General features: G+C 46.1%; 16 protein-coding genes. 11 read left to right on the forward strand and 5 right to left on the reverse strand.

Going from position 1 to position 21200, the window contains the following annotated elements; all coding sequences use genetic code 11:
- Nucleotides 1-67 precede the first annotated feature (67 nt).
- Complete coding sequence (locus R7F64_RS01010) at nucleotides 68-817, reverse strand: HpcH/HpaI aldolase family protein (RefSeq protein ID WP_053307977.1); 750 nt, start codon at nucleotides 815-817, stop codon at nucleotides 68-70.
- Nucleotides 818-1106: 289 nt separating this feature from the next.
- Here R7F64_RS01010 and hisD point away from each other — a divergent pair, with 289 nt between their 5' ends.
- Genes hisD through R7F64_RS01030 form a run of 4 tightly spaced genes read left to right on the forward strand, consistent with a single transcriptional unit; the run spans nucleotide 1107 to nucleotide 4908 of the window.
- A complete protein-coding gene (hisD, locus tag R7F64_RS01015; protein ID WP_186585588.1) occupies nucleotides 1107-2399 on the forward strand; it encodes a histidinol dehydrogenase in 1293 nt (430 codons plus the stop codon).
- Nucleotide 2400: 1 nt separating this feature from the next.
- Nucleotides 2401-3135 carry an SDR family NAD(P)-dependent oxidoreductase gene (locus tag R7F64_RS01020; protein ID WP_025768659.1) on the forward strand — a complete coding sequence of 245 codons (735 nt, stop codon included), beginning with the start codon at nucleotides 2401-2403 and terminating at the stop codon, nucleotides 3133-3135.
- Between the two features lie 47 nt (nucleotides 3136-3182).
- Nucleotides 3183-4187, forward strand: a complete 1005-nt coding sequence (locus R7F64_RS01025; RefSeq protein ID WP_186585589.1) for a cupin domain-containing protein — start codon at nucleotides 3183-3185, stop codon at nucleotides 4185-4187.
- 1 nt (nucleotide 4188) lies between these two features.
- Nucleotides 4189-4908 carry an alpha/beta fold hydrolase gene (locus R7F64_RS01030; protein WP_258473891.1) on the forward strand — a complete coding sequence of 240 codons (720 nt, stop codon included), beginning with the start codon at nucleotides 4189-4191 and terminating at the stop codon, nucleotides 4906-4908.
- A 63-nt stretch (nucleotides 4909-4971) separates the two neighbouring features.
- On the opposite strand, the gene R7F64_RS01035 is transcribed toward R7F64_RS01030, so the two are convergent.
- The 3 genes from R7F64_RS01035 to R7F64_RS01045 form a co-directional block, all read right to left on the reverse strand.
- Nucleotides 4972-6057 (reverse strand): porin, encoded by a 1086-nt coding sequence (locus tag R7F64_RS01035; protein WP_062730895.1) that lies wholly within the window; start codon nucleotides 6055-6057, stop codon nucleotides 4972-4974.
- Nucleotides 6058-6234: 177 nt separating this feature from the next.
- The gene (locus tag R7F64_RS01040) at nucleotides 6235-7251 is read right to left on the reverse strand and encodes a nuclear transport factor 2 family protein (protein WP_053350178.1); all 1017 of its coding nucleotides are present in this window, start codon (nucleotides 7249-7251) and stop codon (nucleotides 6235-6237) included.
- A 101-nt stretch (nucleotides 7252-7352) separates the two neighbouring features.
- Nucleotides 7353-8648 (reverse strand): MFS transporter, encoded by a 1296-nt coding sequence (locus R7F64_RS01045; RefSeq protein ID WP_005374774.1) that lies wholly within the window; start codon nucleotides 8646-8648, stop codon nucleotides 7353-7355.
- Nucleotides 8649-8987: 339 nt separating this feature from the next.
- Between R7F64_RS01045 and R7F64_RS01050 the strand changes: the two genes are divergently transcribed.
- Together R7F64_RS01050 and R7F64_RS01055 are read left to right on the forward strand one after the other, a co-directional pair.
- Nucleotides 8988-10529, forward strand: coding sequence for a sodium:solute symporter (locus tag R7F64_RS01050; protein WP_017634478.1), 1542 nt, complete (start codon nucleotides 8988-8990; stop codon nucleotides 10527-10529).
- An 11-nt stretch (nucleotides 10530-10540) separates the two neighbouring features.
- Nucleotides 10541-11911, forward strand: a complete 1371-nt coding sequence (locus R7F64_RS01055) for an L-serine ammonia-lyase (protein ID WP_252043211.1) — start codon at nucleotides 10541-10543, stop codon at nucleotides 11909-11911.
- Between the two features lie 78 nt (nucleotides 11912-11989).
- Here the strand turns inward: R7F64_RS01055 and glgX are convergent, their stop codons facing one another.
- Nucleotides 11990-13981, reverse strand: a complete 1992-nt coding sequence (gene glgX / locus R7F64_RS01060; RefSeq protein ID WP_213966403.1) for a glycogen debranching protein GlgX — start codon at nucleotides 13979-13981, stop codon at nucleotides 11990-11992.
- A 446-nt stretch (nucleotides 13982-14427) separates the two neighbouring features.
- Here glgX and R7F64_RS01065 point away from each other — a divergent pair, with 446 nt between their 5' ends.
- From R7F64_RS01065 to R7F64_RS01085, 5 genes are all read left to right on the forward strand, one after another.
- Nucleotides 14428-15699: a maltoporin gene (locus R7F64_RS01065; RefSeq protein ID WP_005374784.1), complete on the forward strand. Its 1272-nt coding sequence runs from the start codon at nucleotides 14428-14430 to the stop codon at nucleotides 15697-15699.
- Nucleotides 15700-15799: 100 nt separating this feature from the next.
- Complete coding sequence (locus R7F64_RS01070; RefSeq protein ID WP_005374786.1) at nucleotides 15800-16609, forward strand: MalM family protein; 810 nt, start codon at nucleotides 15800-15802, stop codon at nucleotides 16607-16609.
- A gap of 316 nt (nucleotides 16610-16925) precedes the next feature.
- Nucleotides 16926-17432 (forward strand): hypothetical protein, encoded by a 507-nt coding sequence (locus R7F64_RS01075; RefSeq protein WP_017634473.1) that lies wholly within the window; start codon nucleotides 16926-16928, stop codon nucleotides 17430-17432.
- Nucleotides 17433-17552: 120 nt separating this feature from the next.
- Complete coding sequence (locus tag R7F64_RS01080) at nucleotides 17553-19166, forward strand: alpha-amylase family glycosyl hydrolase (RefSeq protein WP_017820115.1); 1614 nt, start codon at nucleotides 17553-17555, stop codon at nucleotides 19164-19166.
- 331 nt (nucleotides 19167-19497) lie between these two features.
- Complete coding sequence (locus R7F64_RS01085) at nucleotides 19498-21114, forward strand: endonuclease (RefSeq protein WP_318071382.1); 1617 nt, start codon at nucleotides 19498-19500, stop codon at nucleotides 21112-21114.
- The last annotated feature ends 86 nt before the right edge of the window (nucleotides 21115-21200 follow it).

A 21200-nucleotide genomic window follows, 5' to 3' on the forward strand; every position in this document is an offset into this window, starting at 1 on the left:
GTGTATGGGCTAGGGGATTTCTGTGTCTAGAGCATTACATTGATAAGGCGTAAATATCAGAGAAAACTCAAGAATTCATCACATTTCTCTCTTGCTTGAAGCCATCAATGATCATTTTGTGTTCAGAGCCAACACAAAAGAAGCTAACGCCGAGTTCACGCCATTCCCGAGCTTGTTGAGCCGTCGCGACAAACATGCCAACAGGTTTATTGGCGGCTCTGGCCGCTTCGATTACTCGCATACTTGCTTGTGCGACTTTCTCATCATGAACGCTATCAGCACCATAAGCGACAGTGAGATCAACTTGGCCAATGAAGAGCGCATCAATTCCTTCAACATTGGCAATCGCTTCAACATTTTCAACCCCTTGAGGGTCTTCAATTTGTGCAATGACAATCGTATTCGCACGGCTGTCTTTTAAGTGTTCAACCATGGGCTTAGTGGCGTATTGCGCTGCTCGACTGGAACCAGCATACCCTCGGCCACCTTCTCCGTAATGGCAGATTTTCGCCAGTTGCGTCGCTTGCTCAGCAGTACAAACATGGGGAATTTGTACACCCGCCGCGCCACAGTCAAGCGCATTCAAAATGGTTGAAGGGGCGCTGTCTTGTACTCGTACCACGCACGCGAGGTCATTCGCTCTGGCCGCCATGATGCACAGATCAAGCGAGGAGCGATCGAAAGGTGCGTGCTCTGCATCCAGTACCACAAAAGGCAACTCTGCCAGTGCCAATACTTCGATAATGTGAGGGTGAGGGGTTTTAACAAATGTACCTAATATCGTTTCTTGATTCAGACGTTGTTTAAAATTGCTCATGATTCTCTCCTTTGCAAAGGTATGCAAAAACTAACATGTAGAAATGTAAATGATGAGTAAAAATGATGTGATCTAAAACTCATTTTTGATTAAAAATTAAACTCAATTAAGGTCCTTATTACTTGCTTTTATTTGTTTAAACTAATAAATGCAAAGGCTTAAGGATTGTTTTTGTGGTTTGTTGACTTAACTTGTCAAATGTTAATTAAGTGTTTAATCTTATTTTGCATTCGTATCCAAAAGCATAAAAATAACCGTTCGTCAGCCTCAATGTTCAAGGAGAAACCCAATGGCACGCATTTTAAAAAACGGAATCACTGAAGAAGTATCAGCATCAAACGACGCAAAAGTGCGTCAGATTGTTGAAAACATTCTTGCTGATATTGAATCGAAAGGTGATAGCGCTGTACGTGAGTTGTCTGAAAAGTTTGATAACTGGTCGCCGGAGCAATTCCGCCTGTCAGAAGAGCAAATCCAAGCCTGTGTGGATGCGCTTGATGAATCGACTCGTCATGATATCGAGTTCGCTCAGCAACAAGTTCGAAACTTTGCTCAAATTCAACGTGACTCAATGAAAGACGTCGAAGTAGAAACCATGCCTGGTGTGGTACTGGGGCATAAAAATATTCCAGTCAACAGCGTGGGTTGTTACATCCCTGGCGGTAAATACCCATTGGTTGCATCCGCTCACATGAGTGTACTGACGGCGAAAGTCGCGGGCGTAAAACGTGTTATTGCTTGTGCGCCACCGTTTAATGGCCAGCCGAATGTGGCGATTGTCGCTGCGATGGCAATGGCGGGTGCGGATGAAATCTATTGCTTCGGTGGTGTTCAGGCGGTAGGTGCAATGGCTCTGGGGACGGAGACTATTGCACCGGTCGATATGATTGTAGGGCCGGGTAACGCATTTGTAGCAGAGGCAAAACGTCAGTTGTTTGGTCGCGTCGGTATCGATTTGTTTGCAGGCCCAACTGAAACCTTAGTCATTGCTGATGAGAAAGGCTGTGACCCTGAATTGGCAGCGGCGGACTTGCTTGGTCAGGCCGAGCACGGTTACAACTCCCCAGCTGTCTTGTTGACCAACAGCGAGACATTTGCAAAAGAAACTATCAAAGAGATTGAACGTCAGCTAACTATTCTTCCAACGGCGGAAGTTGCGGGTAAAGCGTGGGCAGATTACGGACAAGTGATCGTATGCGATAGCTACGAAGAAATGGTGGAAGTGGCAGACGATATCGCTTCTGAACACGTTCAAGTGATGACGGAAGATCCTAAATACTTCCTAGATAACATGACCAACTACGGTGCCTTATTCCTAGGTCGTGAAACCAACGTTTCTTACGGCGACAAATGTATTGGTACCAACCATACACTGCCAACGAAGAAAGCGGCACGATATACCGGTGGTCTTTGGGTAGGGAAGTTCATCAAGACTTGTACTTACCAGCGTGTGACGGAAGCGGCATCCTTAAAAGTCGGCGAGTACTGCTCTCGCTTGTGTGCACTCGAAGGTTTTGCTGGCCACAAAGAGCAAGCGGATATTCGTGTGCGCCGTTACAAAGGCAAAGTGGAAGAGGCGTAATATGTCGAAACTTGCCTTAGTCACAGGCGGCAGTGGCGGACTGGGTGCCGCCATTTGTCGCAAGCTAGCTGAATCGGGATATCGCGTAATTCTGACTTACAACAGTAATCAGAAAGCGGCCGAGGATGTGCTTTCCTCGCTGCCACGTAACGAGCATCTAGCATTCAAATTGAACGTGGCAGATTCTAGTGCGATTGAACAGCTTAAACATCAAGTCAGTGAAATAAGCGACAAGCTGGATTTGTTGGTCAACTGTGCGGGGATGACGAAATTCGTCGCGCACTCTGATTTGCAAAGTTTAGATGACCAGCTGTTTGACCAAATTTTCCAAGTGAACGTCCGTGCGCCTTTTGCCATGGTTCGAGCGTTTGAGCCTTGGCTTAAGCAAGCCAATGGTTGTGTGGTGAACATTACTTCTATCGCGGCACAGACTGCGATGGGGAGCAACATTGCTTACTGTGCAAGTAAATCTGCCGCGGAGAACATGACCCGTTCTTTAGCTCGCGCTCTGTCTCCCGAGGTTCGAGTTCTGGCTGTTGCTCCAGGGCTTGTCGACACTGAGTTTGTCAAAGGCTTGGATGACGCATGGCGTAATCAACAAGAACAATCCACACCGCTTAAGCGTTTAGCCAATGATGAAGAAGTCGCTCAAGCCGTGTACGCCGCGGCAGATCTTCTTACCTTCTCGACAGGCAATACCATCGCGGTTGATGGTGGGCGACCTTTAGGTCTGTAACTAACAATTCAAAGGCTAGGTCCAAACAAGGACAACAAGGATTTACAATGACTCTACAATCTAAAATGAATAATAACCTGGTCCGCTACATGGAACTGATTCCGGGTACGAGTGCGTTTATTGATGCGCGCACGCCAGGCAGTGATCTCAAAGATAACTTTTGCATTATCGGTGCAGGGGTGGCAGAGAGCAGTCGTCAGCATGTTCATATTCGCGATACGGCGGGCTTTAACATTGGTGCCGCAGGCCAACCGCCGGGCATCAAAAATTCGTTGCACTCTCATCGTACCGCCGAGCTTTTCTTGGTGTTCAAAGGTCAGTTCCGTTTTTATTGGGGGAACGATGGAGAGCATGAGGCGGTGTTGTCTCACGGTGACGTCATCTCGATTCCAACCAATCTCTTCCGTGGATTTGAAGTGGTTGGCCGCGATTACGGCTTTATGTTCTCGGTACTTGGCGGCGACGATTCAGGTGGCGGCGTTATTTGGCATCCAAACGTTATTAAAGACAGTCAAGGTTATGGTTTATACCTCAAAGCCGATGGCACACTCGTGGACACCATTAATGGCGACCCGGTGCCACAAGAATCAGAATTGATGCCGCTGCTTACCGAAGAAGAGCTCGCGACCTTCGATACCTACACCGCAGAAGAGATGATGCCATTTGTCGCTCTGCAAAAAGATTATCGTGAAATCAAAGGCGATTTCAGCGGAAGCAACGTGAAACAATACGCCTTAACGGGTCATCCTTTGGCGAGTTATGACTTCCAAGTAAAGAGTGAAGATGAAGTGAGCATCATGGCTTATGAGCTTTCTGAAGGTGGCTCGATTCCTCAACACTGGCGAGAAGAAAAACAAGTGCTTATCAACTTTGATGGCGATACTGAAGTGGTCCTCACGCATCAAGGCGAACAAGCGAGTGTTGTTTTAACGCGCGGTGATGTGCTGAATGTTCCAGAAGGTGCGTCATACTCACTGACGAACTTGCGTGGTAATAGTTTGACGTATTGCATTCTTGGCTCTGATCAACCAAAGCCGCTGGCAGGAGAATAAAATGACGCAACCCACCTCGTTAGTTTGGCTACCCGGACTACTTTGTGATGGCACATTGTTTGAGGATATCAACCGAGCGTTGCCAAGTTGGGTTGAGCCTACATGCCCGACGCTGGCTTCATTGCCGTCAATGGAACAGCTGGCGCAGAGAGTGTTGCAAGACGCACCGCGGGAGTTTGTCTTGGGGGGCTTATCAATGGGTGGGATTCTTGCCTTTGAGGTGTACCGTCAAGCGCCAAACAGAGTCAAAGGCTTGATCCTCATGGATACCAATGCAGCAGATGAAAAGCCAGAGGTGACACAAAAGCGTGATGCACTGGTTAATCAGGCATTAAATGGTGAGTTTGAACGCATTACGCCTGACACTCTGATGCCTGTGCTGATTCATCCCAGCCGTTTGCAAGACAAAGCGTTAACTGAGCGTATTGAAGGCATGGCGGTCAATGTAGGTTTGGAGGCATTTGAAGCGCATGCTAAAGCGTTAGCAACTCGCCCGGATGCTCGACCTTTATTGGCGGACATTCAAGTTCCTACGTTGGTGATAACAGGTAAAGAAGATAAGCTTTGTCCGCTAGACAATCACCTGCTCATGGAGAGATGCATCCCAAACGTCACGCTTCATGTTATCCCTGAGTGTGGGCATCTATCTACGCTGGAGCAGCCTTTAATGGTTAGTGAAGTGATGACTACTTGGCTTCAAGATAACTTTGCTTTGTGTTGATAAGAACTTCATCACTCACCACCTTAAGGCTACTTGGGTATAGGTGGTGAGCGATGAGTATTATCAGAAGTAGTAGCGAATACCTGCCGCGAATTGATCATCACGATTTTCGAATTTGCTGCCATCGTACTGATCTTTACCTAGGTCGAATTGGTATTCAGTCCAAACTAGGAATTTGTTCTTCTGGAAGTGGTATTCAACACCAGGAATCAGCAAGTTACGCTCGTAACCTTGCGTCTCGTCACCGCGATCTTCCATGTAGTTGTAGTTCAACGTTGGGCGTAGGCCGTTGTCGAAGTGGTAGTAAGTGTAGATTTCGCCACCTAGGGTATCGAACATTACGTCCGTACCGCCTTGGCTCACTGCTTCCCAGTTTTCACCAACGTGGAAAGTCGCACCTGCGTAGAAGCCACCGTTGCTGTAGTTTGCGCCCAATAGCATGATGCGCATGTTGTCGCCGTTTTCTACGCCAACCACGCTTGCGTCTAGATCCGCAACTTCATTTTGATGGTAAGCCGCACCAAGTGTTACGCCATCAACGGGTTTGTAAGTGATAGACGCACCCATGCCGTTTTTCAGTGAGGCTGTCGCATTGCTTGCTAGAGCAACATCTTCACGCGTGGTTTGGTAAGTAAAGCCGTAGCTCACTTTTTCATTAATTGAATTACGGTACGTAATTGAGTTTTCCGCACGACCAGCACCGGATGCGATACCCCAGTCAGCTAGGTTGTAAACACCTGAGCCACGAGTACCGAATACACGACCTAAATCGGTGTACCATGCTACGTCGTAGAAGGTAGACCACTGCTTAGTACCCGCAGCAATCTTGCCGTATTTTTCGTGATCAACACCTGCGTATAGCAAGCGGTCGTAAATGTTGTCGCCGTTCGCGCCAGAGTTGTAGCCCCATTCCGCGTGACCGAAACCAGTCCAGCCGTTATCCAGACCCATTTGGCCTTTCAAACCGAAACGTGAGCTGCCGCTGTTCCATTCGCCGTTGTCATCACCGCCACGGTCTTGGTAGCGAAGATCGAAACGGCCATCGATGGTTAGGCTGTCGCCAGCGTCATTAACAAAAGTGTGTGCAGCAAAGGCTGAGCTAGAAGTAAGCGCTGCTAAAATCACTGCAGAAAGGGTCGATTTTTTCATCATCAATCTCATTATTCAGGGCGCAGAAAGCCACCGTGCGTTCATGCCCGTTTTGAATAAGGGTTCTATCTTGAGGTTGTGCCCCATCCTTGAGGCACGAGTTGGGAGCATGTCGCCTGAACCGAGAGGGGATTCAGGCAACATAAAGGCGGGTTGACAATCCGCCCCTAGGACTTCTTATAGAGAAGGGTTTAGGATCTGTTGAGTACGCTCGAACACGTCTAGACCTTGCTGTTTTAGCCAGTAAGGAAGGTCGATCAGTACCCAGTTCTCAGATAGCTTGTCGCCGTCACGGTAGTAAACGTCAACCACTTGCATGTCTGCACGTACTTCACCGCCTGTCATACCTAGGAAACCACCGATTGGCGTGTTAGATAGGTTTGGCCAGCCGAAGAAACAAGAGAAGTTACCTTCTGCGAAACGACATACGTGGCCGTTAAACTTCTTGTCTTTCAGGTTGTTACGGAACGGCAATTGGTGCTGCTGTTGGTAACGAGGGATTGTGTAAGACGCACCGATACCACATGGACCGTACCAGATCATGTCTTTAGACCAGCTCTTCTCAAGAACTTCTGGTGGGCAACCCATAGCACCGCTGTCGTTTAGTGCAGATAGGTCATCAACCATCTTGTTCACTAGTGCTAGTGTTGCTACGCCTTCTTCTGGTGCTGCGTCTTCGAACAGTAGACCGTCGTGGTTACGAGGACCAGGGTATACGAAGTGCTTACCTGTTGATGGTGGTAGTGGGTAACAACCCGCTTGGTCCATCGCACCTAGAAGGTCTAGGAATAGGCCAGTCTTAGTGATCTTGCCGTTTTCAACACAGTTAAACTCTGCGTAACGGATGTTCATGATTTTGCCAGTTGGGCGCATGCCTAGGTATTCAGCGTCGAATAGACCCATGAAGTGACCCATGCTCATTACCCAGATTTCACCTGATGTTACTTCGTTCTCACCACCGATGAAGATGTCTTGACGACGCTGCATGCGAGTCATTGATTTCATCAAAGGAGCCCAGAAAACGTCAGCCGCTGCTTGAGCGCCTTGTTGCTCACGGAATGGGTAAACACCACGCCATAGGTAATCTTTTGAAGTATGTGCTTTTAGTACTTCTGCCACGTTCTCGTGAGTTGCGTTTTCCATTGCGCTGAAGTATTCACGTACAACGCGTTTTGCTTCTTGATATTTAGACATAATAAACTCTCTTATTTGCTGTCGAGTCGGCTTTGGGAACAGGACTCGAAACTAAGTTTTTTCATCCGGCCGGGGAGCCAGCCGGAGTTTTTGAAATTCAGTTACGCTTTTGCTGCTTCGGCTTTTTTGCTCTTATCGAACACGCCGCCTTTTAGTGTCTCTGGCAGTGATAGCCATAGAAGACCAGCAAGGATCCATACGATTGGTGAACCCCACATTGCGGTTTGTAGGTCGGTACGCTCTTGGATGAAGATAAGTACCATTGGTGCCCACATACCGAGGATACGACCGCCGTGGAATAGCGCTGCGCCGTAGCTACGTAGGTGTGCTGGGAACAGTTCTGAGAAGTAACCACCCCATACCGCTGAAGAAGACAGACCGAAGTTGTAAATCAAACCAAGTAGAGCCAGCATGTTTAGGCCGCCAATCACCATGTCGCCAGGTGCAACAAAGAAGATTGAAACCATGATGCCCGCTAGGATGAAGCCAAATGCGTTCACCTTACGACCGAATTTGTCAGCTACCCAACCCCAGAACCACGCACCAAACAGTGAACCAAATGCTGAGATAGAGAAGATGAGACCGATGGTTGCACCGTCGAACATACGTACATCACGTAGGTATGTGGTTACGAAGCCACCAAAGAATTGGAAACCGTAGAAGTTAAGGCCAGCCAGTAATAGACACGTTAGAGTGATCTTACGGTAAGGCTTGCTTAGCATTTCGCCCCAAGAGCCTTTTTTCGCTGGTGCATCTGATTCTTCTGCTTTTGCTTGCTCTTCTTCACCGTAAGCGATCACTTTGCTGTCGCTAGGTAGTACAAAGATCATGACAACAGCCGCTGCCAATGGTGGGATACCACCGACAAGCATTAGGCTTTCCCATGGTGCATCAATACTTGCAATAAATGCTGCATACGCACCCATTACCATCAGTGCTACAGAGAACATAGAAGACGCGAATGCCGTCAACTTACCACGTACCGTTGGCGTAAATAGGCCGATCATCAAGCTTACTGCCACGGTGAAGTAACCACCCAGTGACAAACCAATGATGAAACGCATTGCTGCCCATGTTGTGTAGTCGGTGAACATCATATTGATGATCGTTGCGCCACCGTTTAGGGCTGTGATGGTAATAAGAGTGGATTTCTTACCAAATTTTGTTGCGAACCAAGCACAGCTCAATGCACCGATAAGTGCACCAACCGACTGCCATGTATAGAACTGGGCAGTGTCTGACAGGCTAATACCATCATACGCTTCAACGATGTATGGGCGTACGTAGTCAATAATTACAAAGTTATAACAATAGAAAAAGTAACCAACCAGTATCGCTAGATAGGCAGCTACCCTTTGAATCATAGGAACTTCGCTCATGTGTCTTTTGGCATTCATGACCGATAAACCTCTATTTCACTTAGGATTTGTTGCTATTCAAACTTAAAGAACACGATCTTATTGGGATCATCTTCGATTTCGTGTCGTGGTGAATCATAGTTTTTTTAAGGTCATTAGATCCGTGATCAATATCAATTTTAAAATGAATGCGTACCCAATTTGTGATTTTTAGTGATGGGAGTCTCATTAAATCGGTCTTTTTGGCATTTTTGAATATATAACCGTCTATATTGGTGATTATAGTCACAGTTATGGCGGGATTATCGTTTAGATATGCTTTTTTAAAGTAATATCCAAGCACAAATAATTAGCACCCAGAATTATGGAAACCCTGAAATGGTTACGTACTCAAGTTTTGTGGTGATTGCGTTATACGTGTTAATCACCATATTAATCAGCTATTTAGTGAACAAGCGCTACAGCAATGGTGGCGACTTTTCTACGGGTGGAAAGCAATTTGGCTGGTTTACGGCGGGTGTTTCGATACTTGCGACTTACATTAGTGCGATGACGTTTGTAGGGATGCCTGGTTGGGTTTATAGCTCTGGCATGGAAGCGATGAGTATTCACCTTAACTATCCCATCGTTATCTTTTTCACCGTCATTTTCTTTGTGCCTGTCTTCTATAAGCTGGGCTTGACTTCGATTTATGAATACCTTGAGCACCGCTTTGGGGTGTATGCAAGAACCATCAACTCGATTGTGTTCATTGTGGTTCAATGTATCTCTGCGGGTGTGATTTTGTATGCCGTGGCGCTGATCTTAGTGCAAGTTCTGCCTATCAGTATTTCTGAAGCCATTATCTACATTAGTATTTTCACCGCTTGCTATACCTATGCGGGTGGGATTTCCACGGTGATCTGGACCGATATGTTGCAATCTGCAGTATTGGTAGCAGGCAGCATCGCTATCTTTGCCATTCTAATGACAGAGATTAATGCGGCAGATTACCTTTCTCGTAATCACCTGAATATCATCAACTTAGACTTTGATTTAGGCGTAGATACCACACTCTGGGCTGGCGTGGTTGCCGTGAGCTTTTTGCATTTGAGTGTGTACGGCACCAACCAATTGATCATCCAACGCACGTTAGCGACGAGATGTGAAAAGACGGCGCAGAAGTCGATGCTGTTGTGTGGTTACGGTGCATTTTTTGTGTACTTATTCTTCGCGGTACTCGGTGTTCTTTTGAGTGTTTTCTATCAAGATCAATCGTTTGAAAACAGCAACGAAGTGATTTTGGATTTCGTCTTCAACCACACTAACCCAATCGTCGTTGGTTTGATCATTTCCGCATTGGCGGCGGCCGCAATGTCGACCTTGGATTCTACCTACAACTCAATGGCGACCGTCGCAACGTTCGATATCTACAAGCGTTTCGTTCGCAAGAGTGCCGATGATGAGCACTACGAAAAAGTCGCAAGAAAGATGAGTTTGCTCGCTGCGGCTATGGTGGTAGTGCCAGCTCTTCTGGCGGTATCGAATGAATCGGTACTCAAAACCATCGCTAGCCTGACTTCCATCTTTGTTGGTATCCGTCTTGGGTCATTCGTGCTTGGCTTATTCTGGGCGAAAGCCAATGAGAAAGGCGTGATCGTTGGCAGTATCATGAGTGTGATTGCGGTGTTTACTGCAATGTATCTCGACGTGGCTTGGCCGTGGTTCGCGCCAATTGGTACGTTCGTCTTCCTTTTGTTTGGTGTGTTAGTGAGCCGTCGTTGGGGCGCTGTGACTGCCGAGCAACAAATCTTTATCAATAATCAAAAACATCTTTTTGCAAAGCCAACCGCAAGTCATTACGGGCTGTTGGTGTTCGCTGTGGCGACCATCGCTGCTTGTATGGTTCTCCCTGATTGGCTTTATGCTGCATTGTCGTAATAGGTAAGTTTATGCTGTCCATCTTTGATATTTACAAGATTGGTGTGGGCCCTTCTAGCTCTCACACCAATGGTCCAATGATCGCGGGCTACCATTTCACTCGTTTGATTGAATCGAACTTGGCAAAAGTGGTTCGTATTCAAGTCGATTTATACGGCTCACTCTCGTTAACGGGGATTGGTCACCATACTGACCGTGCAACCATTTTGGGTCTGTTGGGTAACAAACCAGATACCATCAAAATCGCTTCTGCGAACAAAGCGATGCGCAAGGCGATTGAAGAGGGCATGATGTCTGTCGATGGCCGTCATGAAATCGAATTCAACTACAAAACGGACATGTTGTTCCATGAAGAGAACCTTCCTCTACATGAGAATGGCATGACGATTACTGCTTTAGATGCACACGGCAATCAGGTTGGGTTTGAAACTTACTACTCTATCGGTGGTGGTTTCATCGCAACGGCGAATGAACTGCAAAATGGCAGCGCGACTTCACCCGTAGAAGTTGAGTTTCCATTCTCCAGTGCAGACGAAATGTTGGCACAGGCTGAGAAGAATGGCATGAGCCTCGGCGGCATGATTCTGAAAAACGAACAAGCGTTTCAGGATATGGAAGCCATCAATCAACGCGCAGAACAGATCTGGCGTGTGATGACGCGTTGCATGGAGCGTGGTTTCGAGACAGAAGGTATCTTGGATGGCGGTTTGAATGTGACCCGCCGTGCGCCTAACTTGCTGAAGAAGCTTGAAGCAAATGCAGCGATTGAAAACGATCCAATGGAAATCATGGATTGGATTAACCTGTTTGCTTTTGCTGTGAGTGAAGAAAACGCGGCTGGTGGACAAGTCGTAACGTCACCAACCAATGGTGCGGCGGGTGTGATTCCGGCAGTATTGATGTACTACCATCGCTTCATCAAAGAGCTTGATACTAAACAGCTTAAAGACTTCCTTGCTGTATCCGGTGCGATTGGCATCTTGTACAAAACCAATGCGTCTATCTCGGGTGCCGAAGTGGGTTGTCAGGGCGAAGTTGGCGTGTCTTCTTCCATGGCGGCAGCTGGCTTGACCGCGCTACGTGGTGGCAGCAATGAGCAAATTTGTATTGCGGCCGAGATCGCCATGGAGCACTCACTAGGCATGACTTGTGACCCAATCGGTGGCTTAGTGCAAGTACCGTGTATTGAGCGTAATGCGATGGGGGCAATGAAAGCGATCAATGCTTCTCGTATGGCATTAAAGCGTAATAGTAAATGTTTGATCTCGTTGGATAAGGTGATTGAAACCATGTACCAAACGGGCAAAGACATGAACAAGAAATACCGCGAGACGTCACTGGGTGGGTTAGCTTTGATTCACCTAGCGCCGCCTTGCGAATAATGAGTTAGGCAAATCTAACCAACAAAAAGCCGAAGCACTGAGATGCATCGGCTTTCCTTTTTTTGGAGCGTTTATAACTTAGCTATGCGTTTGCTCACCTTTTGGTGTGCTTTGGTTTGGTTGATAGTGCAAAATCACCATTGAGGTGGGTGACAGCAAGACTTCGCCTTCAGCATGTCCTGGGTTGAGGTTACGTACGTTTGTATCACAGATCGTCACCCATTCTTGCTTTCGCTCATTGGGGAGTTTAAAGCGCGCTGTGGCGTTAGTTTGGTTGATGAGGTAAACCAGCTCTTGCCCTTCTTTACCGATACCAAGGTGAAGTGCGACAGAGCTTAAACGGTTCCAATCATCGTGCTCCATTAAGCGACCGTCTGTACGGCGCCAGAAAATACGGTTGTTATTGCGATTCTCGCCACTGAAAGCTCGGATAAATGGCACCATGTATTGATTTCGGTTGGCGACCATTTGTGACATCCATGCTTTGAAATGTTGCTTACGTTCTGTCTCTTCCCAGTTCAGCCAACTGGTTTCGTTGTCTTGGCAATAGGCATTATTGTTACCGCCTTGGGTGTGAGACAGAACATCAGCAGTGAGAATGTGTGGGATACCGAAGGCAAACAGCAAGCTAGCAATAAGGTTGCGTTTTTGCTTCTCACGCGTGGCGATGATCATCAGATTTTCTGTCTCGCCTTCGACACCGTAGTTTTCTGAGCGGTTGTCACCGTGGCCGTCGCGATTTTCTTCGCCATTAGCTTCATTGTGTTTGTGCTTGTAAGACACTAAATCTTGCAGTGTGAAGCCATCGTGATACGTGATGTAATTTACGGTGAGTTTGTATGGCCAGTTCGCTGCACTATAAATGTCACGAGAGCCCATTAATCGAGTGGCAAACTCTTTTAAATAGCCTTGATCACCGCGCCAAAAACTGCGGGAAATATCACGCAGTTTGTCATTACATTCGTTCCAACCAAATGGAAAGTTACCCACTTGGTAGCCATTTGGACCAATATCCCAAGGCTCGGCAATCAATTTGGTTTCACGCAAAATTGGGTCTTGCGCAACGGCTTTAAAGAAAGCTGCTTCTGGGTTGTAATCATCGCCCTGTCGACCTAACGTTGCAGCCAAGTCAAAACGGAAGCCATCGACTTTAAATTCGCTAACCCAGTAGCGCAATGTATCCATCACAAGGTTTAAGGCTGGTTGGTAGGTGAGATCCACTGTATTTCCGCAGCCAGTGTAATTGGCGAAGTGGTTGCCATGTTTGATGTAAAAACAGGAGTCGAGGGCTTTCAGGTTGAAAATTGTAGGCCCTTCACCACCTTCAGCAGTGTGGTTGTAAACCACGTCGAGAATCACTTCGATGCCGTTTTTATGCAATTCGCGAATTGTTGTTTTTAATTCCGTAACGGCGTCTTGTTCTGCGTAGCGCGGATCGGGCACCATAAAGAGATAAGGGTTGTATCCCCAATAATTGACCTTTTCCATCTCTAGTAGGTGAGGCTCATGCATGCATGCTGCGACAGGTAGCAATTGCAGCGTGTTGATGTTTTGTTGTTCGTAAAAGGCCAGCATTTCAGGTGATGCAAGACCTAAATAGCGCCCCCTCAGCTTGTCCTCAACCTCTGGGTGGCGTTGGGTAATCCCTTTGACGTGCGTCTCAAACAACACCATCTCTTCTCTGGGTATACGCGGGTGATCCGTGTTTTGCCAGTCAAAATCATCTTCGATAACGACGCACTTCGGCATATCGAAACTTTTGGCTGGAGAGTAGGGAGGGTGATAGTGGAGGGCTTTATCTATTGATTTTGCGTACGGATCAGAAATTAACAGTGGCTCGTCCTTGTGGGAGACAAGATAACCGTATTTTTGCCCCGGCTTAATATCTGGAATAAAAGTATGACGTATGCCAGCGTATTCATTCGGTAAACCGTGAAGCTCGTAGCTGCCATTGTCTGCAAACAATGCCAGTTGAATGTCTTTTACGCCTGGAGCATGAATAGAGAAGTTACAGCCTTCTTTATTCAATGTTGCGCCCAGGGGGTAGGGGCGAGAGAGAAGTCGTGTCATCGGAGATACTTTATTTAATATTTATTGCTACCTTTAGGAAACTATAAGTTAAAAACTTTGTCTTACTAAGGTCAACCACCCTAAATATAAAAATATTCGTGTAATTTAATTACTTTATGTGACGGCTTAGAGTCAAAAATATGAAATGGCTATCACTTTGTAGCGGCTCAAAACCGAACAAACTTACTAATTCCTCCCTAGATTGGTGATCTGACTCGAAAAAACACCATTCGGTAAATTTTCTACTCCCTTCTCATCCCCCTTAAATTAGTTTAGGGCGGAGGAAGTCATCCTTGTACGCCTCGGGTAATCTCACAACTGTTGAAACAAACGGGGATTCGTTCCCATCTTACCTCTCTTTCTTTAGGTGTGTTTTTACTGCCTATATTCACCTAAAAGAGTGAGCAGGGAAGACAGAATTATAAATACCCTTAATGGAGTTAAGAATGAAAAAAGTAAGTGCAATTGCTGCTGCTGTAGCTGCAACTTTAGCTGCTGGTTCTGCATTCGCAGTGGATTTCCACGGTTACATGCGTGCTGGCGTTGGCGTGAACGCTGACGGTGGTCAACAATTAACATTCGAAAAGAACAAGATCGGTCGTCTAGGTAATGAAAGCGATATCTACGGCGAGATTCAACTAGGTAAAGAAGTTTACAACAACAACGGCAAAACGTTCTACGTAGACTCTATGGTTGCAATGACTTCTAATGGTTCAAACGACTGGGAAAGCACTTCTGCTAACTGTGGTTTGGATAACGGCGAAGTGAAATGTGTAGACGATGCACAATTCGCACTACGTCAGTTCAACGTTCAAGCTAAAGGCCTACTAAACTTTGCTCCTGAAGCAACGCTTTGGGCAGGTAAACGCTACTACCAACGTCACGACATTCATATCTCTGACTTCTACTACTGGAACATCTCTGGCGCGGGCGCTGGTGTTGAAGGTATCGAAGCTGGTCCTGGTAAAGTTTCTTTCGCTTGGGTTCGTAACGACCGCGGCGATATCGCAGACCCAGGCAACGATGGTGGCGCAACAAACGTAAACACTCTAGACGTACGTTACGCAGGTCTTCCTCTATGGGACAACGGCTCTCTAGAAATGGGCTTGAACTACGCAATTCTTAACGAAACTGACGCTGCGCCAAACGGCACTAAAGATGCGAAAAACGGCGTAATGTTCACAGCAGAATTGACTCAAGGTCTAGACGCTGGTTTCAACAAAACAGTGCTTCAGTACGGTACTGAAGGTTACTCTAAAACAATGGCATTCTACGGCGACGGTAGCTGGTACGGCGCAGAAGCTGACAACGGTGCATCTGGTTACCGCCTAATCAACTGGGGTGTAATCGGCATGGGCGACAGCTGGGAAATGGGTCACCAGTTAGTGTACGGTGTTGGTGAAGACATGTGGGCTGGCCAAGACAAGTGGGAAACAATGTCTGTTGTTGTTCGTCCAATGTACAAATGGGATGACAACCACAAAACTATTTTCGAAGCTGGTTACGCTATCGACGATAACGACGGCGAAGAAAACAAATACGGTAAGCTAACTGTTGCTCAAGCATGGTCTGCTGGCTCTAGCTTCTGGGCTCGTCCTGAAATCCGTGTTTACGCTTCTTACCTAACGGCTGACAAAGAAGACAACTCAAACACATTTGACAACGGTCGTTCAGACGATACGTTCCAGTTCGGTGTACAAGCTGAAGCTTGGTGGTAATCATCTAACCACTAAGTCCTAAATTGTCCTAGAATGATACAGCCAGAACTTATCTGGCTGTATTTATTTAAAAAACAATAAAGAGTCGAGGTAGACAGTAATGAAAAAATGGCTTGCTCCCGTACTGCTGGGCATGTTGGCTACTGGTTGTGCGTCTGTAGAACAAGTAGAGATGAGTCCAAAAGGTCAGCAACAAGTGATCACGCAATCGGGTGATATTCAATGGGTACCGCTTAACGTGCCTGTGGTTACTGAATTCGCTTTGACTGATAAAAGCCAAATGTTGTTGGATGGTAACAGTGCTGGCGCTATTGCAGCGTTTGCTCTTCCAGGTAACCGTGGCAGTCTCGATATCAAATTAGAGACATTCGTAAGTAAAGAACTTCAATTTTATGCTCCTAATGTCGCAGTGATGAACTCGGCAGGAGAAACCATTTACCAAGCAGATTTTTCAAAGTTTAAGTATGAACCAGCAAAACTGTTGGACAACGATAAATTCGTACTTGATCTCAATGTGATTCCAGACATGACAGGTAACGATCTGCATGTGTTGGTTTACACGACTTCCGCCGATCTAAAAGGAAGTACACAAGTTTTACACCCTGCAAAAGCCTTCGCCATGGCGCGCCACACTCAGCCGCCAGATATTGCAGACCCTCTAGCGAAACATAGCCCACTTGGTCAGTTCCGCTTTTCGGTATCCGCGAATGATATCGTGAATACTAAGATTGTTGCGAAAAACGATAACATTCCCCAAGGTACGGACCTTACTAGCTACTACTACAGCTCCATTGAAGCAGCAGTCGCAGCGAATGATATTCCGAAAGCGCTCACTTTGCTTGATGAAGCAAAAGAGCTGGGTATCGAAGGTGCACAACAAGTGTTTGTGAAAGCCGTAAATAGAAAATAATCAGATAAAAAAGGTCAGCGAAATGCTGACCTTTTTCATAGAAAATAAACCAATAAAAATACCCCTACATAGAGTTACCTTATTCACATAATTATTTTTATTACTTTGTTTTTTATATAGGTTGGATCAATAATTAATGGCAGTTCCTAACTTATTTTTTGTACTTAGGAAATAAACAAACTTCTCGAAGTGATTTAAATTCGCAATCTGACGATATTTATTTGGCGTTTGATATTTCCATTTTAATAACGATTAATATTTCTTTTAACCGTTGAGTTTATTTTGCTTTGGATATACTAAAAAGGAATTACGTGAAATGAACATGATGAAGACCTCTCTTGCTGCTGCCCTACTTGTTGCCTTAGTAGGTTGTCAATCGACGGCAGAACCTGAAGCGGCCACAGAGCCAGTTGTTAATATGTCTCAAGACGAAGTGGTTGCTTTCATGAAAGCGTGTGACAACCCAGACAGCACAGCGAAAGGACCTATTTCTAAACCACTATTTGTGGTGGGTACTTTTGCGGATTCCGATTGGAAACACGTGCCTCAGCGTCAATACACCTACAAAGGGAATAATTTCTACCAAGCCGTGGTTCAAGAAAAAGTAGGCTCCTACAAAATGCAGTATGCGACCGAGTTGTGGTTCCCACAATTTACCGCAAAAGGTAATAGAATGAACGTTGGTGAATTAACACCATTAACATTTGGTGGTTACGGTACGGATACTTCGGTTGATATTAAAGAAGATGGTAAATATGTATGGAGTCTTCAGTTTGAAGGAAAAGGCAAACCTGTTCATGTCATGGTAAATAAGTGCCAATAATATTCAATTCAATTATTTAAAATCTATTTTTATTTATTAACCCCTGCATGAAACACATGTCGGGGTTAATTTTATTACTCAAATTTCCGTAGTTTATTTGAGTAAGTTAGGGAGAATAAAATGCGTAATATCCTACGTAACCATCGCCTGTCTCGATCGTTGCTTGCGTTAAGTGTGATTGGTGCTTTATCTGCGTGTAATTCTTCTGGTGGTGGCGACACTAATAGCAGCACTCCGCTACCGGATACCAGTTATGCTTGCCAAGCCAATGTCATGGCGCAAAGTAACCAACTTCGTACTTATCAAATCATGGTAGAGAGTTTTGTGGATGGTGATGCGAGCATTGGTCACGGTACAGGTTATGGCACCAGCCATCATAACGGCGATTTGCAAGGAGTGATTGATTCACTCGATTACATCCAAGACTTAGGGATGAATGCGATTTGGTTGACGCCAGTTTTTGAGTCAGAAGAGATAGCAGGACAAGATCATTGGGCGGATCGTTTGGACGCCACCGGCTATTTTGCGACAGATTACTTTAAAATCGACCCCAAATTTGGTGACTTAGCGACCGCGAAAACTTTAGTCGAAGAAGCACACAAACGCGGTCTGTACGTATTTTTTGATGGCGTATTTGGCCACCATAAGAATGGTTTGATCAAACCCTCGCCTTCCGGCTTGTTGCCTTCAGGCTCAAGCAATCCCGTGGATTACCCAGCCAGTCTCGATTTCTACAAAGAGGTGGCGACGTATTGGATCAAAGAACTCAAGATTGACGGCTGGCGTTTAGATCAAGCCTATCAAGTTCCGACAGACGCTTGGACACAACTTCGTAAAGCCGTCGATGAAGCCTCACAAAGTGTGACGTACACCAATAGCAAAGGCGATCAAGTGAATCCGTTGGGTTACATGGTGGCAGAGATTTGGAAAGGGGAGTCTGAGATTGCGAATGAGGCGTATGGATCGAACAGCGATCCAGCATTGTGCTCTGCGTTTGACTTCCCTATGCGATATCGCATCGTTGAAACTTTGGCCGTGAATGAGAGCGGCGTGGGTGGTCGCGGTGTGGATTGGTTAGACAACGGCTACAGCACACACAACCAATATCCAACACATGCGCAGCCGAATTTGATGATCGGCAACCATGATTTAGTGCGCTTTGGTGACTTGTTACAGCGCGGAAACTTGGCGGATGTGAATGATGCAGAATATTGGTTACGCCATAAAGCCGCGTTTGCTTTCCAAGCGGCGTACACCGGGCCAATCACGTTGTACTACGGTGATGAAATCGGGGATCAAGTGGATGGTTTTGCCGCAAAAGAAGACAACAGCACCTGTGCCATTCAAGGTTTGTGCGATGATCACGTTGCGCGCAGCAGTGCGAAAATTGAAGGCGTGACGGCGACGCTTGATGCAAACCAAGCCGATCTCAAATCTTATGTGACATCGCTGATGACAATGCGCGATGCGCATCCTGCACTTTATCAAGGGTCACGCACGAATTTAGTTGCGAGTAACGGCAGTTATGTGGACTTGAAACAATCTGGTTCGGACAAAGTCTTGTTTGCGCTAAATACCTTAGAGAGCGCTAGAAGCGTCACTCTTACTCAGGAGAGTGTTGGTACTGGTGAGTTGGTGGATTTGCTCACGAATGAAAAAATTACTCCGAGCAATGGTCAATATCAGATTCTGATGTCGCCACTACAAGGACGATTCTTTGCGGTAAAACCTTAAGGAATTATCCAGAATTGATGCTCACCAGTTGAGCTGACCACAAGCTTTCTTATAAACAAGCCAAGTGTTGTTGCTGACCCCCATAGGCGCACACTTGGCTTTTTTCTGTCTGTTTTACTTTTCCCTTAATGGTTTTACGACGATGTAGCCAACAAGTTGCTTCGCTTTTTGTATTGGCGTTTGTTTTCAGCAGATGGATATTTGTGAGATAAGCTGCACATTAAAAAGTAAATTAACACTTGTGCAACGTAAAAATGTGACTGAAGGATTACTTATGCCCCACTAATATGTTTATCGTGTTTGGGATTTATATAACTAATGGAAAAGTATAATGAAATCCATAACGAACTCCCTCTGTCTCCTTGCTGCTGTTAGCTCTCCGTTTGCATATAGCCAAATTATCAACGGTGACTTTGAACAGTGGAATGGCAATGTACCTACGCAGTGGTCAGTGATTGACGCTGGCATCGCGGTGTCGCCAAGCAGCGAACAAATCAAATCGGGCGGCCTGGCTGCTCAAGTCGTCGTGAATACAGGTACCCAAAGCAACACTGACCTTTTGCAAACCATTAATGTGGAGCAAGGGAAAACCTATCCGTTTTCTGTCTCGGTTTATCACACCGAAGGAAATGTAAAAGCACGTCTGGTGGTTGATGGTTATCACAATTACTCAGATCCGCAGCAGGTAAACCAGTGGCAAGAGCTGGCGCACAACTACACAGCGAGCTCGAACAAGACCATCAACGTCGGTTTGCGTTTTTACGATGAAGCCAGTTTTGATGGCTCAGAAGTTGTCTACGTCGATAATTTTCAACCGACTGAGACGAGTACACAACCTCCTGTAGAAAGTTGTAGTGATCACCAAGTGGTCTTGACTCTCACAACAGATAATTATGGTTCAGAAACTAGCTGGATGTTAAAAAATAACCAAGCCGAAGTACTGTTTTCTGGTCAGGGATATGAGTCAGCAATCACCATTGAAAAGAGCATGTGCTTAGCTGACGGTAACTACCAATTCACGATTCAAGACGAGTATGGTGACGGCATTTGTTGTGGCAGTGGCGCGGGGTCGTACATTCTGACTGAGGGAGATAAGACTCTTGCTTCTGGCGCTGAATTCTCGAAAAGTGAAACCACCGATTTTACGTTAGGTGACTCAACCACGACCCCACCAGTGGTTGATGGTTACTATCAAGCGGCATCTGGTAAGACGGGCTACGCTCTAAAAACGGCGCTGTTTAACATTATCAATAATCACTCCAGCCGAGGTTATTCTGCGGTGTGGACCTTGGTAAAAGATGCCGATATTGATCGTTATTACGAAAATGATGGCTCTATTCTCGATATGTATTCTGAAAAGCCATCTGGTAGCGATACAGTAAGCTTTACCAAAGTCACAGACCAATGTGGCCAATACAAAACGGAAGGGGATTGCTACAACCGTGAGCACTCTTTCCCGAAAAGCTGGTTTGGCGGTAAGGTTGAGCCGATGAACTCAGACGGTCATCACTTGTTTGCAACCGATGGTTATGTAAACGCGAAGCGCAGTAATTGGCCATTTGGTGAAGTGGGCACCGCGACCTACGTGTCTAGTAATGGCTCTAAACTTGGCCAAGCAAGCACTAGTCTGGGCTACTCCGGTATGGTGTTTGAGCCGATTGATGAGTTTAAGGGCGACTTCGCCCGTGCTTATTTCTACATGGCGACCCGTTATGAAAATGTTGTAGGTAATTGGGAAGGTAATTCAAGCAATGCGGATGCTGTCCTTGATGGTTCAAGTTCGACGGTTTTTGAACCCTGGGTGTTAAACATGCTGAAACGTTGGCACAAAAATGATCCCGTTAGTGAAAAAGAACGAAACCGCAATCAACAAGTGTCTGATTTTCAGGGCAATCGTAATCCATTCATTGATCATCCTGAGTTTGTTGAACAGATTTGGGGAAACTAACACCTTTTTGATTTTGGTATCCACCATTTAGTGACGCCAACAAAACAAAGGGGAAGCGTGATGCTTCCCCTTTTTCATTACGGATG

Origin of the sequence: Vibrio sp. Vb1980, assembly GCF_033338615.1 — a bacterium.
Taxonomy (GTDB): domain Bacteria; phylum Pseudomonadota; class Gammaproteobacteria; order Enterobacterales; family Vibrionaceae; genus Vibrio; species Vibrio alginolyticus.